The organism is Algoriphagus sp. NF, assembly GCF_028823735.1.
GTDB classification, from domain to species: domain Bacteria; phylum Bacteroidota; class Bacteroidia; order Cytophagales; family Cyclobacteriaceae; genus Algoriphagus; species Algoriphagus marincola.
In genome coordinates, this window is sequence record NZ_JAPEIB010000006.1 from 97,755 (window position 1) to 112,021 (window position 14,267).

A 14,267-nucleotide genomic window follows, 5' to 3' on the forward strand; every position below is an offset into this window, starting at 1 on the left:
ATGGAAGACAATAATTCATTTTTGGGAAGAGGCTGGGGATTCCCGGTATCCTTTGACAAAGGCTCAGCTGAAGTAGTCTTGGCTGAAAAGGAAGAGGACATTCGGCAAAGTCTCATCATCCTACTGAATACCACAGTTGGGGAAAGAGTCATGCGACCGGATTATGGGGCCAACATGGAAGACCTGCTTTTCGAAGCTCTCAATGTTACCACGGCTACCATCATCATCAACAGAATCAAGCGGGCCATTTTATTTCATGAACCAAGGGTAAAAGCGGAGGAGATCGATATGCGTCCAAATTATGAGGAAGGCAAGGTGGAAGTGCTCATCAACTATCGAATCATTGCCACCAACAACCGAAAAAATCTAGTCTATCCATACTTGAGTATTGAAGCCACAGACACCGAACTATGAGTCAAGACAATTGCCATAGCCTAGTCGCTCCAGGAAGCGGAACCAATCGGGGAAACCGGCTGCTGGAAAGCCTCTTGCCCAGCTATGTCGCTGTAGATGCCAGGAAAATAGATGAGCTCAAGGCTTTCGCAATTGGCATAGCAGAGCAACTCCGATTTGCTGAATCCAAGAAAGTTGGGGATAAGGAAACAGTGGAATTCAATGGAGATTGGAAACCATTTTTCGAAAAAAAGATCAGCGAAGAGGAAAGAAACTCTCCTCACTTTGCGCTTTTCTTGGCATTTCTTCAAGCCTTCTCTCTCGCTCAAAAAGAGCTGAACAGCCTAAGCAAAAAGCACTTGGACTTTTTCTACAGAGATGTTTTAAAGCTTCGCGAAAAACCAGCTGAGGCAGACCAAGCCTATTTGATTTTGCAGCTAGCCAAGCATGTTCACGAATACCTTTTGCCAAAAAACACTGGTTTCAAGGCTGGAAAGGATGATTTGGGGAAAGAAGTCACCTTCAAAAATCCAACTGACCAAGTCTTAAATAAAACAGAGGTAGCAGCTATTCAAGCCTTGTATCGGGATGAGAATTCAAGATTTTACAAATCCAGTATCGCAAATTCTTCAGACGGAAAAGGTGGAGAAATAGCTGAACCTGATGGAAGATGGCAGTCATTTGGGCGACCCGATGCACTTTTCCCGGATTCTGAAAGAGAAATGGCCATTTTGGGATTTGCTATTGCATCCCCTACGCTACACTTGCTAGAAGGTCATCGGAAAATCAAGCTTTCCCTCCACATCAAAAAGAAAGAAGGCCTCTTAGACAAACTTCTTTCGCTACATCTTGATTCCTCTTTTCGCTTTTGGTTGAGTGGTGAAGAAGATTGGATTGAAGCAAGTCCGTACCTGCCGGAGTCGGAATTGGAAGCAAAACAGGAGGCTTTAGATTTTATCAATAAGGCTTCCAAATGGTCGGATATTGCCGGGATTGAACCACAGATGGGACCCATTTTTGACAACCCTGAATTTGGGAAACATCGACCCTTCAAAGGATATGACATCGGAGAAGTCACCGCCAAAAACATCCTTGCCAGAAGAACTGCATTGGGTGGCCGTTTTGAGGAGCTAGAGCAATTGAAGGATGTCAGAGGAATGGGAAAGGACAAGTTGGAAGACCTAGAATACAGCTTCAGGACCAAAGCCCACTGGATTCAACAAAAGGAAGAGCAGCTTGTATTGGTTTTGAATATTCATCTCAATCCCGATCAGGCAGCGGTAGTCGCATATTCCGAGGAGGTACTTTTACAAAAATTCAAGACGAAGCAACCTGTCCTTAAAGTCGAACTGGCAGACACAATCCAAAGCTACCCTTACAGCGTCCTGAAAGAAGTCGAAGTGACTGCTGTCGATATCCGAACCGAGGTCAAGGGTGTGGAAAACCTCATTCTTCAAAATGATCAATCCATTCTTCCTGTGGGCAAGAATATTTTTCCTTTTGGATTTCGGCCCCAGATAGGCTCTTCATTCTACATTGGTAGCAAAGAAGCTTTCGCTAAAAAACTAGAGTCCTTAAAACTTCATTTTGAATGGTTTGGTCTCCCATCAAATTTGGGTAATCACTATTCTGCCTATACCAATAAAGACCGCAAAAATGACAGCTTTTTGGTCCAAACTGCCATCCTCGATGATAAGGCTTGGCTACCGGGCCCTCAACTGAAGCTATTTAAGCAAACCAATAACCAAACCCTTCAAACTAATCAGGCCCTTTCATTTGAAAGTACTTTTCTGGAAAAATTACAGGCTGAGCCCGATATGCCCTCATTTACGGAATGGGGGCCAAGTATTCGCAGGGGGTTTCTTCGACTGAGTTTGGCAGGAATAGATTTTGGCCATAAGGAATATCCAAGTGATTTGGCCAAAGCTATCATTGCCTTAAATAAGGATACAACTGGAAATACTCCACTCCCAAAAGAACCTTATTCTCCCGAAATCAAATCCATTAAACTGGATTATGTGGCCACAGATAGTTTTTCATTGGATCGGGATTCTGATTCTGATTTTTTGCATATTGATGCGTTTGGAGATGCAAAGTTAGATTCCAATCCCAAAGGCTTGAAACTACTTCCCGATTATGAAGCCGAGGGGATACTTTTTATCGGTTTAAAAAATCATCTCCCAGCTCAGTCATTCCAATTATTGATTCATGTATTGGATGGAAGCGGCAACCCTGAAAAGCCTGTGCCCACCGTCAATTGGAGCTACTTGAGTGATAATACCTGGATTTCTTTTGACAAGTTGGATATCACCGTGGACGAAACCAAAGGGCTGATCCAAACCGGGATAATTGGCTTTACTCCACCGAAAGCAGCAAATTCCTCTCATACGATCCATTCGGATGGACTTACCTGGATCCGAGCATCAGTAGAGAATAATAGTGATGCCATTCCCCTTTTCACTCAGATTTTAGCCCAGGCGATTCGGGTGACTTTTGAAGACCAAGACAACGATCCGGACAGGTTGGCTGAAGCACTTCCTGCCGATTCCATCTCCAAGCTAGTATCCGGACAAAGCCAAATCAGTAAAATATCTCAGCCATTTGGATCTTTTGGAGGGAAAGTCCCAGAGCAACCTGAAGATTTTTATCAGCGAATCTCAGAAAGGTTAAGACACAAGCAACGAGCCATTACACGATGGGATTATGAGCATTTGGTGCTAGAGCAGTTTCCTGAGATCTATCAAGTGAAAGTTCTCAATCACACCTTCTACGATGGAAATCTGGAGAAATACCGGGCATTGGCACCTCGCCATGTGACCGTTGTCATTATAGCCAATGTGCTGAATCAAAATGCGATCGACCCGCTAAGACCCAAAGCAAGTGTAGCCCTAATCGCAGCAGTGAAGGAATTTCTTGAAAAAATCAATCCTCCGGGGGTATTCCTTCATGTGGTAAATCCCATTTACGAGGAGCTGCAGGTCAAGACTAAAATCAAATACCGCCCTGGAATCGATGCAAGCTTTTTTACCAAAAAACTAGAAGATGAAATCAAAACCTTTTTGTCACCATGGGCCTATCAGCTGCCTGAAGGATTTGATTTTGCAGGTGAAGTACACAGTTCACAAGTGCTCCACTTCATCGAAAAGCGGTCTTATATCGACTATTTGACCTGTTTTGAATTGTATCAGATTATCCGAAATCCTGTCGATGGGAATCTCATTTCCAAGAAAAGGGTCGAAGAAGCAAAGGGTAGTACGGGGATATCCATCTTGGGATCAGCCGGTGTCATTGGCAATTACGGGGATCATCTGTTGGAAGTATTAGAAGGCGAGGATTGCGAATGTCCTGATAATGAAATAAAAGCCGCTGTAACGATTGCCTCATCTGAGGACTCAGACATGGACGAAGCCTACGAAACCTAAGCTATGCTCACACCGACAACCATATCGAAGGAAAAGTCTCAAAATCCAGTGATGGATTATGAACTCTTGCGAAAAGAGGCGATAGCATACATTCAGCGCCTATCTGGAAAAATCTGGACTGATTACAATGCGCATGATCCAGGAATGACTATTCTGGAGGTTCTCTGCTACGCAATAACCGATTTGGGGTACCGGAGCAATCTCCCTATTTCAGATTTACTGGCTGACTCGACAGGAAGTCTGAAAGATCAATTTTTTAAGGCTTCAGAGATTCTTCCCTCCAAAGCACTGACGATCAACGACTACCGGAAACTTCTGATGGATGTCGAGGTGGTAGAAAACCTTGATGGAAAAGATCTCTATGCAGGTATAAAAAATGCCTGGATTGAAATCCGACCAAGCAATGAGATTCCTGTTTTCCCAGATCGAAAAGAAAAAAAGCTCGCCTACCAGCCCTTCCCCAAATCAGAAAAAGCACTTCAAATGGGGATTCTATACGATGTCTTGCTGGAATTTGATGAAAACGAGCTCCTAGGAGATCTGAATGAGAATAAAATCTCAATGGAAATCCAACTCGATGAGCACCCTGACCTTGCAGGAATGGTCATCGATATCCAAGTAGAATTCCCACGATGGGATGCTGAAATCGATTGGAATGATCCCACTGAGATCAAAAAATCGATTATCGATATTATCGTCCAATACCAGAATGTCCCTGATAATTTTGAATTAACCTATCGCACTACCCCTTCCAACGCGATAAAAATTGAAGGGAGTGAATTGACCCCATCTGGACTAAAAGCCATAGATGGGCTTACCGCTATCAATACCCAAGTAAACAACTTTGTCTTCAAAAACGAGGATGGGATTTTGAGTTTTTACCTTCTAAAAATCAAGAAGGTGAAAGAGATTCTGGCTGAGGCAAAAAAAACACTGTATGCCAACCGCAACCTTTGTGAGGATTTCGTCAATTTCCACGCCCTTCGTGTAGAGGAAATTCTTATTTGTGCGGATATCGAGCTGCTTGCAGAGGCCGATGTGGAAGCTACAGAGGCTGCTATTTTCACCCAAATCTCCAAATTTCTTTCCCCTCAGGTTAATTTTTATCAGTTGGATGAGATGCTGCATCGCTGTAAATCAGGGAATCTCGAAATCCGGCGATTTGAGCAAAAGCCTGGGAAAATATGGCTTAATCTTGCCGAAGAAGAGTATCCAAAAATAGGCTCGCTGATTAGCATCGTTGGATCGGGAAATAATGTGGGCAGCTATTCGGTCACCTCAATAAGCCCTGACAAGAAATCTCCCAATCTTGCTCAAATACAGGTTAGCCCCGCTTTTCCAAGCCCTATTTTGCAAGATGAGGATCGAGTCTTTATCGGAGACTGGTCTTCTGAGCAGTGCACCCCAACTGAAAAGATTTTTGAAGGTCCACTTCTCAAACATGGATTCATTGATGAAGAGGAGCTGGAAAAAGCCAGTAGAAAATCGAAAATCCATGTATCCGACCTTATCCACCTCATCATGGATATTCCTGGGGTCAAGGCCGTGAAAAGCATTCAAATTGCCAACAAACCTCAGGATAATGAAAGTGGAGAAATCCCTAGTAAAAGCGTCAAGTGGTGTCTGGAGCTGGCAGTTGATAAAAACTACGTCCCACGCTTAAATATCCCTGAAAGTAAGTTGGTTTATTACAAAGAGGAGCTTCCTTTTGTTGCCAACCGGGAAGAGGTGGAGGATATCCTTTCCACACAAAAAGAAACCGAGCGAACTCAAAAAATTCGCAATGCGCAGGTAGATTTTGAATTACCACGTGGCACATTCATGGATCCCGGAGATTATTTCTCCATCCAAAATGATTTTCCTCAAGTATATGGACTCGGTGAGGATGGAATGCTGCCAGCTGCTCCCGGTAGGCCAAAAAAACATGAAGTGAAGCAGCTCAAGGCCTATTTGATGGTTTTTGAGCAGTTTCTGGTCAATTACCTGCAGCAATTATCCCATATCAGGGACCTCTTTTCTATGTCAGCAGAGCGGGATTCTTTTGGCAACCCCCTGATTGATCGGACTTATTTCACAAAAAGCTTGGAAAACCTAGTTCCCGACTCAGCCGATCTATGGAAGGACCTGGTCGGATTAGAACATGTGGTGAAAAACCTCGCAGAATCAGAGGAAACCTACTTGACACGGCGGAATGAATTCCTGAATCACCTTTTGGGAAGATTTGCCGAGCAGGTGGTGGACTATGCAAGCCTGAGTGTACGAATCGGAACCACCACCGCCAAGCGCCAACTGATAGACGACAAGCTCAGATTGCTAAATAATTACCCACAAATCTCATCGAGAAGAGGTCAGGGCTATGATTACTCGAAACAAGATTCATTTTTCCATATTGAAAATCAATCAGGATTGGAGGATAGAATCGGAGCTCTTTATGGATTCAAGAAAAAAGATTGGTCTTGGTTGCGGTTCAGCCCCTCCTTCGAAATTCGTGAAGACTTGACTGGCTGGACTGTTTGGGTAAAAGACGAATTAGACCAAGAAATATTTACCCTGACCGAGCTATTTGAATCTTATGGAGAAGCTGCTTTAGCACTGGAAAAAGTTATTAGCCTTGGCTCAAATTCTGAAAATTTCAGTATCACAGGATCAAGCGGAAATTATCTGGTCGAGCTTATTTATGAAGAAGAAATAATCGGGGAAAGCATTAAAAAAGATTTCCCCAATTCGGACAGCGGTGGAGAAGCAGCAATTTTTATCGAGAAAGTAAATGCCATCTTCAGGGAAGAGTTTCTCTTTAACGCTCGTGCTAACCGAAAAAGTCTTAGCCTAAATCTCGAAAACTGGTATGATTACAGCATTCAGGTGAGCCTTGCCACTGAACCTCCACGTTACGAGATCGAATTCGAATTCTTTGACGCTCCATTTGGGCAGGGAAATCAAATCCTCACTGGAAAAATCACTGAGGAAGTCCCCGATGCAACTACCGAGGAGGAACTGGAAGATTTAGCTGAGGAAAGAATCAAAACTCATATTTGGCAATTGGTCGCTTCTGCTTCTCGGCCCTCGGGCTATCAATTAGATCCAAATGATGCTTCTCCTTATCATTTTTACCTGGTAGACCCTGTATTTGGAAATACTCTGGCTAAGTCCAGCGAAGCCGATTTCAATGCCTCCCTCGCTTCCGATTTGCTAGCTGGGGTATTTGGTTCTGCTTATCTCCAGCAAACGGGTTTCCCTGAAATTGAAATAAATCTTGAACAAGCCGTGGCTCAAGGCAGCCAACTTCTTTTGAAGTTTGATCAGGTTCCTCAGAAAAAGGATTTGATCGAATTCAGAAAAGGCTTTCCCATTCTAAGTGTTGATTCGGACTTACACGAAATCACGATTGGAGGCGACCAACATACCCTTTGGAGCCAAGGAGATCAGGTCAATATTAGTTTCTCCCTACAAGGTGAATTGACTTCATTATCTTATGAAATACTTGAAAGTCGAGTATCAGGAAGTGATACCACTTTGGTAACAAAAAAATCTCCAAGACCAGACTTGGAGGGAGGGGAAGTCATCATCAGTAAAACCTTCGAAGTTCTTAGGGTACTTGGCAATAAAGTGCAAGTGCATGGTGGAGAGGAAGAAAAAGCCATTGAAGCTATACAGCAATTCTTTCAAAAGGAGTTTTTTGACCTAGAAGGAAGTCACCTATTCGAGCACATACTTTTGAGACCCAAATACAAGGGCTCCTATACTTATCCTGATGAATTAGGAAACCCGTTGACCTCAACAATTGAAGACCGCCTGCTTGACCCTCACTTCCAAGAAGAATGTGAATGCACCCTAGATGATCCCTATACCTGTATGGGTCATCTCATTTTACCATTTTGGGCAGGCCGATTTACCAATCGAGACTTCCGAAAATTTATAGAAAAAAAGATCAAACTAGAGACTCCGGCACATGTATTCCTTACGGTGTGTTGGATCAGTCCTGCGCATATGGAGGAGCTTGAACTCGCCTGGAAACTTTGGCATCTCGAAGCTCAGAAATCCGTACCCCATCCGCTTCACCTTTCCCAAGCCCTCCAAAGGCTGATTGAAGCGCTAGAACAAGTCCGAAACGTCTATCCCGCCGGTACATTACATGACTGCGACGAGGATGACAATCTGGACAATTCCATTATTCTCAATTTCTCATCTCTGGGAGAATTCTAATCCGAATACTATGAGCCAGCTTATTTCCAATTATCCGATTTTTGAAGGAAGCCAAGTCCTCACCAGTGCCCAGCTCAATCAGCTCAGCGCCTATCTCGATCAGCAAAATCGACTGACCCGATCCAAGTTAATAGGCATCGGTATTGTTTGCGGCCTCAAGATCAAGCCGCTTTCCGGCGGTCTCCTGATTAGCAAAGGATTGGGAATCACTTCAGAAGGATTTCTGATTCAGATCGGAAGAGATTTCGAAGGAAAATACTACCGCCCCTATACGCTACCCGAGGGTGTCAGCTATGCACCCTTTGGAAAGGATGGTCAAGACATCGAGCTGCACGAGATTCTTAGCGAGGAGCCCGATGATGATGAAACAGTCAAGAAATTAACCAATCCCTCCAATTTTTTAAATGACAAGTTTGTCCTTCTTTTCTTGGAAATATTCGATCAAGACCTTAAGTCATGCCTAGGGAACTCCTGTGATGATCGAGGTCAAAACCGATTGCTAACGCTGCGCAGACTCTTGATTTCCAAAGAAGACCTTGACCGGATCCTCCCCGAACGGACTGGTAATGTATCTGGAGACTTTGGACAGGCACTCGACTTAGTAGATTTCCAAATCAAACGTCCACTTTTTTCTCCAAATGGACCTGAGTCCAGTAATTGGGAAGCTTTTGTCAAAAACTATCAGAAACCCATAAAGGAGCTTCTTTCCAATAACTTCTGGGAAAGTGTTTCCAAGGGTTTTGGGGTTTTTTCGCCCATTTTGGATAAGACATTTGATTTCAATAACCCTTTTGAATCAGACAGTCTTCGGGAAAAAATCAAAAAAATCGAAGAACTCATTTCTGCAGATGACCAAAATATCTTAGGCATTCAATACCTCTATGATTTCTTCAAGGAGTTGGTCCTTGCTTGGACGGAGTTTTTGGAAACTGGTCGGAATTTATGGTATAGCTGCCCCACGGACCCTTCCCTTTTCCCTCTCCATTTGATGCTGGGAAGAGCTCGGGTGCAGTCAGAAACTGCCGCAGAATTCTATCAATACCGACACGGTTTTGTGCAGCCCCCCATTTACAATGATCAGCGGGAGGAGAAAGAGCGACTTGCCCAACAATACCGCCGATTGATCTTGATGATCGAGACATTGGAACTATCTATCATTCAGGAGGGGGGAAAGGAATACCCGGTGAAGATCACTCCTTCCAAGGAAAAATATGGATTATTGGGAGAGCGGAGCATTCCCTACTACTATGATATCAAAAGCAAAGGCAAAACGGGTTCCTGGTATTCCTTGGAAAAATCCTGGCCAGATCCACAGCGGAAAAACACCTGGTCTCCACAGCGGCAAGGCGTACTTTCCTATGATAACCAGCCTGATTCTCCGTCGGAAAAAGATGGATTTCTTGAAAGCCCTCTCAACTATGATTTGGATCTCTATCCGTTTTTCAGAGTCGAAGGTCATCTGAGTCAAAGCCTGGCAGAAGCTCAAAAAAGTATTGGAAAATTGATCAAACAATTCAACCTTCCCATTCATGTACATGCACTGCACTTGGATGAGGGTGAGGAAGAAACGCGTGATCGATGTGGCTGGCATGATCTACAGGAGGAATATGCCCATCAGCGATTACTTCTCATCGGTACGGCGAGAGACATTCGTGAAGTCATTGAATATGTGAAAAGTATCCGTGCCGAATTCAACTCTGAAAACCTTCGAACCGCCAAAGAAACTATCAAAGAAGACAGCGGCGAAATATTCCTAAAACGAGTCAGCGAATCCTTACCAGAATGCTTGGATCAATTGGACTGGGAGAAATTTCAGGAGGCTTACAAAGAACTCTTGGAGCTTATCCTTGACTTTTTACTTCTCCGCCTTCGCCTGATCAATCGCCTACGGGTTACCCCTCAAATTCCAAATATTGTGCTTCAGATGTACAATGGTATCATTTCCAGAATGTCTCCATTGCTTTATCGTCTTTTGGACTTGGTTTTCTTCAGCAAAATTCAACGACTATACCTTTCCTATCTCAATAGAATTCAACAGCTAAGTAGAAACAACCTTTTTGCCGATTTCCTTAAAAGAAATCCCGGACTCGAGCACCAATCGGGAGCTTACAGAGGAGGGACATTTATTTTGCTTTATCATCAAAAATCTGAGCGGATCATCGGAGACTTCTCCTTGCCGGGAGAAATTTGCTCCTGTGAGGATTGCTTTGATGCCTGCGAAAATTTGGACTGGGGGCTACTGCCTCCCTTTGCTCGACCCGATTACGCAGTCACACTTGCAAATGTCCCCATTTTGGTAGAGCCAAGCCTCAATGACCGCCTGGCTATCCCTAGAACTTACGAGGTAATCTTGGTCTCTTCTCAAAGTGATGAAGGAGGTGAGGTCAATCAAGATGAAAGCAAAAACAAGTTTTTATATACCCCTAAAAAGGACTTTGTAGGTATTGATCGCTTCGAATACAAACTCGTGGATAAAGAGACTGGAAAATCAGATAAAGGAAAAGTAACCATTCTAGTCCATGAAAATGCCAAGTCATGTTACTCTGCAGAAATTTTGAAATGCTGGGGAGAAAAAAATGTCAGAGCAACACTGAATTTCCGAGATATCAATATCCCGGATTTAGCCAATCCTGAACAAACCATCGATTTACTTTTAGCTAGCCTACAGGAAACCAAAGGATTCACTTCCCTCGAAATGACTCAAGGACCGTTAGAATCCGATGAAAGTAAAAAGGCTCTTCTTACTTGTTTGGGTATTTCCTTCACGGGAGAGACAGGCACGAAGTTGAACCGCTTGATTCTTGACTATCAGCAAGCTAACTGTGGCGGATCTGGAAATGACTGTATCAGTCAAGGAATCCAAGGAACTGTCACAGATGCAAATGGAAAGCCCATTCGGGCGGCAATTATCCGAATTAAAAACACGGATATTCAGACACAAGCAAGTGAAAATGGTATTTACGAACTTGGCTTCCCAAGCCCTGGTCAGACTATCGTCGTCTCTCGGGATGGATATATTTCGCAAGAACGATTCATCTGCTCAGAGACAACTGCTGATTTCCAACTTATGCCTTTCCAAAGGGTAGTGCCCACAGAAGGGTATGTGGTGACTATGGAAAATCTAGACAGGAAGGAAGTAGAAACCATACTCGCCAATCGAAATATCACTTTTGAAAAAGAAGCTGATAAAGAAACGCTGATTGCTACTTTCCTCAGAGAAAACCCCGAATCAGTTCTCAAGGAAGAAGAACTTAAAGTGCTCAAAAAAGACACCCTCAAAAAGGTGTTGGAGGAAAAGAATATTGAAGTAAGGGCAAGTGAGAACAAAAGTGAATTGATCAACAAATTCAAGCGCTTCTAATGGCTAGGCATATTATCCATACACAGCGACTGGAGCTTAGTTATGCTGAGGAAGAGCTTGCCCGAGCGGATCAAAATCGCTGGGGAGAAATCTACGAAAAAGAACTCCTGCCAGTCATGGAAGAAATTTTCGACAGGTATGAGCAAAATGGATTTCATCTTCGGCTTGATCGTCTGGATCTAAACCTAGGCAGCATCCCGCCAAGCCTGGATCTAGACATTTTAAAGTCACGGCTTAAAAATCAATTGGAGGATCAATTAGCTGTTTCACTGGACAAAAAACTGAAAGGAAAAGAGTTTGAAAAATGGAGTCAGGATTCAAATGATACAAGCTCTCCTAGTGATGAGCAAAGCCATTCTACTTGGGAATTATTTATTCATCTTCTCCGGTATGGAAGCAGGCCTTGGTGGTCCTCTTCTTCAAAGAAGCCTTCTTTAAAAACAGTCTTACAAGAATTAATTGATGCTGAAAGTCCAAAATTGATTGAATTCTTTGAGCAGAAAAATTTTTCCTTTCAGGAGTGGAATCGACTAATTCAGGTGCTTGATTTTCAAAAAACCTACGATTTACTTTCCCTTCTTAGCCCTCATTTTTCTAATAATGCCCGAAGACTCTATTCCGCTTGCAAAAAGCTCCTAGTAAATCATTGGCTTACAAAAGATCAGTTGGAAGATCTCTTGATAGAATTCTTTGTGATGGACTTGAAGCCCTTTTCGGAGAAATCAGAAGAAGAAATCAGGAAGTTTTTTGCGGCCATATTTAAGCCCGATTTAGAAACAAACAGTGATTTCTTTATCCACATGATGGCTTGGATTCTTTCAAAAAGAGCTCCTGAAATGACCGCTACAAAAATCAGGGGAGTAGGAGAAGAATTACTTACAAAAAGTCAAACTTATGGTTTTTTTAGAAGCTGGTCTTCCACAAGACAGCGGAGAGAAAGTCTGTTGAATAAATTCACTGAGGCTTACCTCCAATACTCAAATCAAAGAGTCAAGGAAAAACCAAAAAAGCTGGATAGTCCAAAGCCTCAAGATGATGAGATTTTCATCGTTTCCAATGCTGGGTTAGTCATCCTAGCTCCTTTTCTGAAGCATTTCTTCTCAAACCTTGGATACTTGGAAGACAAAAATTTCAAGGATCAATCAAGTCAGGAAAGAGCAGCACTCTTGCTCCAATATCTTGTAGACCCTAGCACTGAATATGCAGAGGAAGACCTTCTTTTAAACAAGATTCTCTGTGGAATCCCAATTCACCAAGCTATCCCAATAAAGGCAAGCCTTTCTGACGCTGAGAAAGAAGAGTCCATGGCACTACTCGAGTCCGTGGCCCATCATTGGAAGGCTTTGAAAACCACCTCCGGTCCCGCTTTGGCTAAAGGATTTTTCCCTCGGGAAGGCTCTATAAGGAAAATAGACTCCGGATACAAGCTGAAAATCAACCGATCCGCTATTGACATTTTGATTGATAGGCTTCCTTGGGCGATTTCAATTATCAAGCTGCCCTGGATGGATCAAACCCTAATCACAGAATGGTGAATTTACACAATGATAACGCCCACTGCATTCAATTGGAGCTCGAATGGCTACAGCAAATACTCAAGGCTCGTTCCATCCAAAATGCTAAACCAGGCACAGGACCGAGTGACCTTTTAGAAATCCCCGCCCCGGATTTGGAGGGCATGGATGCGCCTTTTGTCGAGTTGGTCAAAAAATACGACTTAGGTCCTGAACATCGATTCCTCTTGATCATGGCTGCAGTTCCACATATCCGCCCACAACTCTTGGATATGTTTATGAGCCGAAATCAACAGACTCAGCAAATCTATACGGAGTTTGGTGTGAAAAAGGGCAAGCGAGCCAGTGGAATTTTACCCACAGGAGAAACGGTGATGTTTATCCTTGCAGGAGGAGATTTGGCAAAGCGATTTAAGTACCAGTCACTTTTTGAGGAAGAAAGCATCCTTTTCCGTGAGAAAATCCTTTCGATGGGAGAGGTAGACCCTGAAGAGTCATTTCTATCCGGCACACTCTTGATCCAGCCAGAAATCCTAGATATCATGACCACCGGCAGAAAGCGAAATCCAAGATTTGGAAATGATTTTCCAGCCCACCCGCTTCGCACCAATCTGGACTGGGAGGATCTCATCCTTCCACATGACACGATGCAGCAATTGAGGGAGTTAGAGTCTTGGCTGAGAAACAAAGATTTTCTGATGGAAAACTGGGGAATGAAACGCATTCTCAAGCCCGGTTACAAAGCCCTTTTTTACGGACCTCCTGGAACAGGGAAAACTTTAACAGCAGCACTTTTGGGTAAAAAGATGGACCTGGATGTATATCGAATTGACCTTTCGAGGATGATTTCCAAATACATCGGCGAGACCGAGAAAAATCTCTCAAAAGTCTTCGATAAAGCCGAGCACCAAGGCTGGATTCTTTTCTTTGATGAGGCTGACGCTCTTTTCGGTAAGCGTACCGCTGTCAATGATGCACATGATCGCTATGCCAATCAGGAGGTATCTTATCTTTTGCAGCGCATCGAGGACTATGATGGCTTGGTCATTTTGGCCACCAACCTAAAAGGCAACTTGGATGATGCCTTTATGCGAAGGTTTCAGTCCACAATATTTTTTCCTGTGCCCAATCCTGAGGAACGCTATCAACTTTGGAAAAACGGATTCCCCATCCAAGCAAAACTAGAAGAGAAAATTGATTTGAAGGAGCTCGCAAACAGCTATGAGCTCAGCGGAGGAGCAATTATCAATGTGGTTCAGCACAGCTTGCTGATGGCCTTGGACCGTCCAGAGCGAAGGGTTCATCGGGAAGATATTCAGGAAGGTATCCGGCGAGAATTTCAGAAAGTAGGTCGCACCATTTAATCCCTAATTC

6 protein-coding genes are annotated in these 14,267 nt (G+C 43.5%); all 6 read left to right on the forward strand.

Annotated features, from left to right (window positions below):
* From OU792_RS04440 to OU792_RS04465, 6 genes are read left to right on the forward strand one after another with little or no spacing between them, the layout of a single operon-like run.
* Positions 1 to 414 carry a GPW/gp25 family protein gene (locus tag OU792_RS04440; protein ID WP_100628888.1) on the forward strand — a complete coding sequence of 138 codons (414 nt, stop codon included), beginning with the start codon at positions 1 to 3 and terminating at the stop codon, positions 412 to 414.
* The gene (locus OU792_RS04445) at positions 411 to 3,815 is read left to right on the forward strand and encodes a baseplate J/gp47 family protein (RefSeq protein ID WP_274669579.1); all 3,405 of its coding nucleotides are present in this window, start codon (positions 411 to 413) and stop codon (positions 3,813 to 3,815) included. The genes OU792_RS04440 and OU792_RS04445 overlap by 4 nt, the downstream gene beginning before the upstream one ends.
* 3 nt (positions 3,816 to 3,818) lie before the next feature.
* Positions 3,819 to 8,018, forward strand: a complete 4,200-nt coding sequence (locus tag OU792_RS04450) for a hypothetical protein (RefSeq protein WP_274669580.1) — start codon at positions 3,819 to 3,821, stop codon at positions 8,016 to 8,018.
* Between the two features lie 10 nt (positions 8,019 to 8,028).
* Positions 8,029 to 11,379 (forward strand): hypothetical protein, encoded by a 3,351-nt coding sequence (locus tag OU792_RS04455; RefSeq protein WP_274669581.1) that lies wholly within the window; start codon positions 8,029 to 8,031, stop codon positions 11,377 to 11,379.
* Positions 11,379 to 12,914, forward strand: a complete 1,536-nt coding sequence (locus OU792_RS04460) for a contractile injection system tape measure protein (protein WP_274669582.1) — start codon at positions 11,379 to 11,381, stop codon at positions 12,912 to 12,914. The genes OU792_RS04455 and OU792_RS04460 overlap by 1 nt, the downstream gene beginning before the upstream one ends.
* A complete protein-coding gene (locus OU792_RS04465; RefSeq protein ID WP_274669583.1) occupies positions 12,908 to 14,257 on the forward strand; it encodes an ATP-binding protein in 1,350 nt (449 codons plus the stop codon). Before OU792_RS04460 ends, OU792_RS04465 begins: the two co-directional genes overlap by 7 nt.
* Positions 14,258 to 14,267 lie beyond the last annotated feature (10 nt).

What these genes read in the sequence shown, in the direction of transcription:
- OU792_RS04440 (WP_100628888.1), top strand. Translation starts at nt 1, where the DNA reads ATGGAAGACAATAATTCATTTTTGGGAAGAGGCTGGGGATTCCCGGTA.
- OU792_RS04445 (WP_274669579.1), top strand. Translation starts at nt 411, where the DNA reads ATGAGTCAAGACAATTGCCATAGCCTAGTCGCTCCAGGAAGCGGAACC.
- OU792_RS04450 (WP_274669580.1), top strand. Translation starts at nt 3,819, where the DNA reads ATGCTCACACCGACAACCATATCGAAGGAAAAGTCTCAAAATCCAGTG.
- OU792_RS04455 (WP_274669581.1), top strand. Translation starts at nt 8,029, where the DNA reads ATGAGCCAGCTTATTTCCAATTATCCGATTTTTGAAGGAAGCCAAGTC.
- OU792_RS04460 (WP_274669582.1), top strand. Translation starts at nt 11,379, where the DNA reads ATGGCTAGGCATATTATCCATACACAGCGACTGGAGCTTAGTTATGCT.
- OU792_RS04465 (WP_274669583.1), top strand. Translation starts at nt 12,908, where the DNA reads ATGGTGAATTTACACAATGATAACGCCCACTGCATTCAATTGGAGCTC.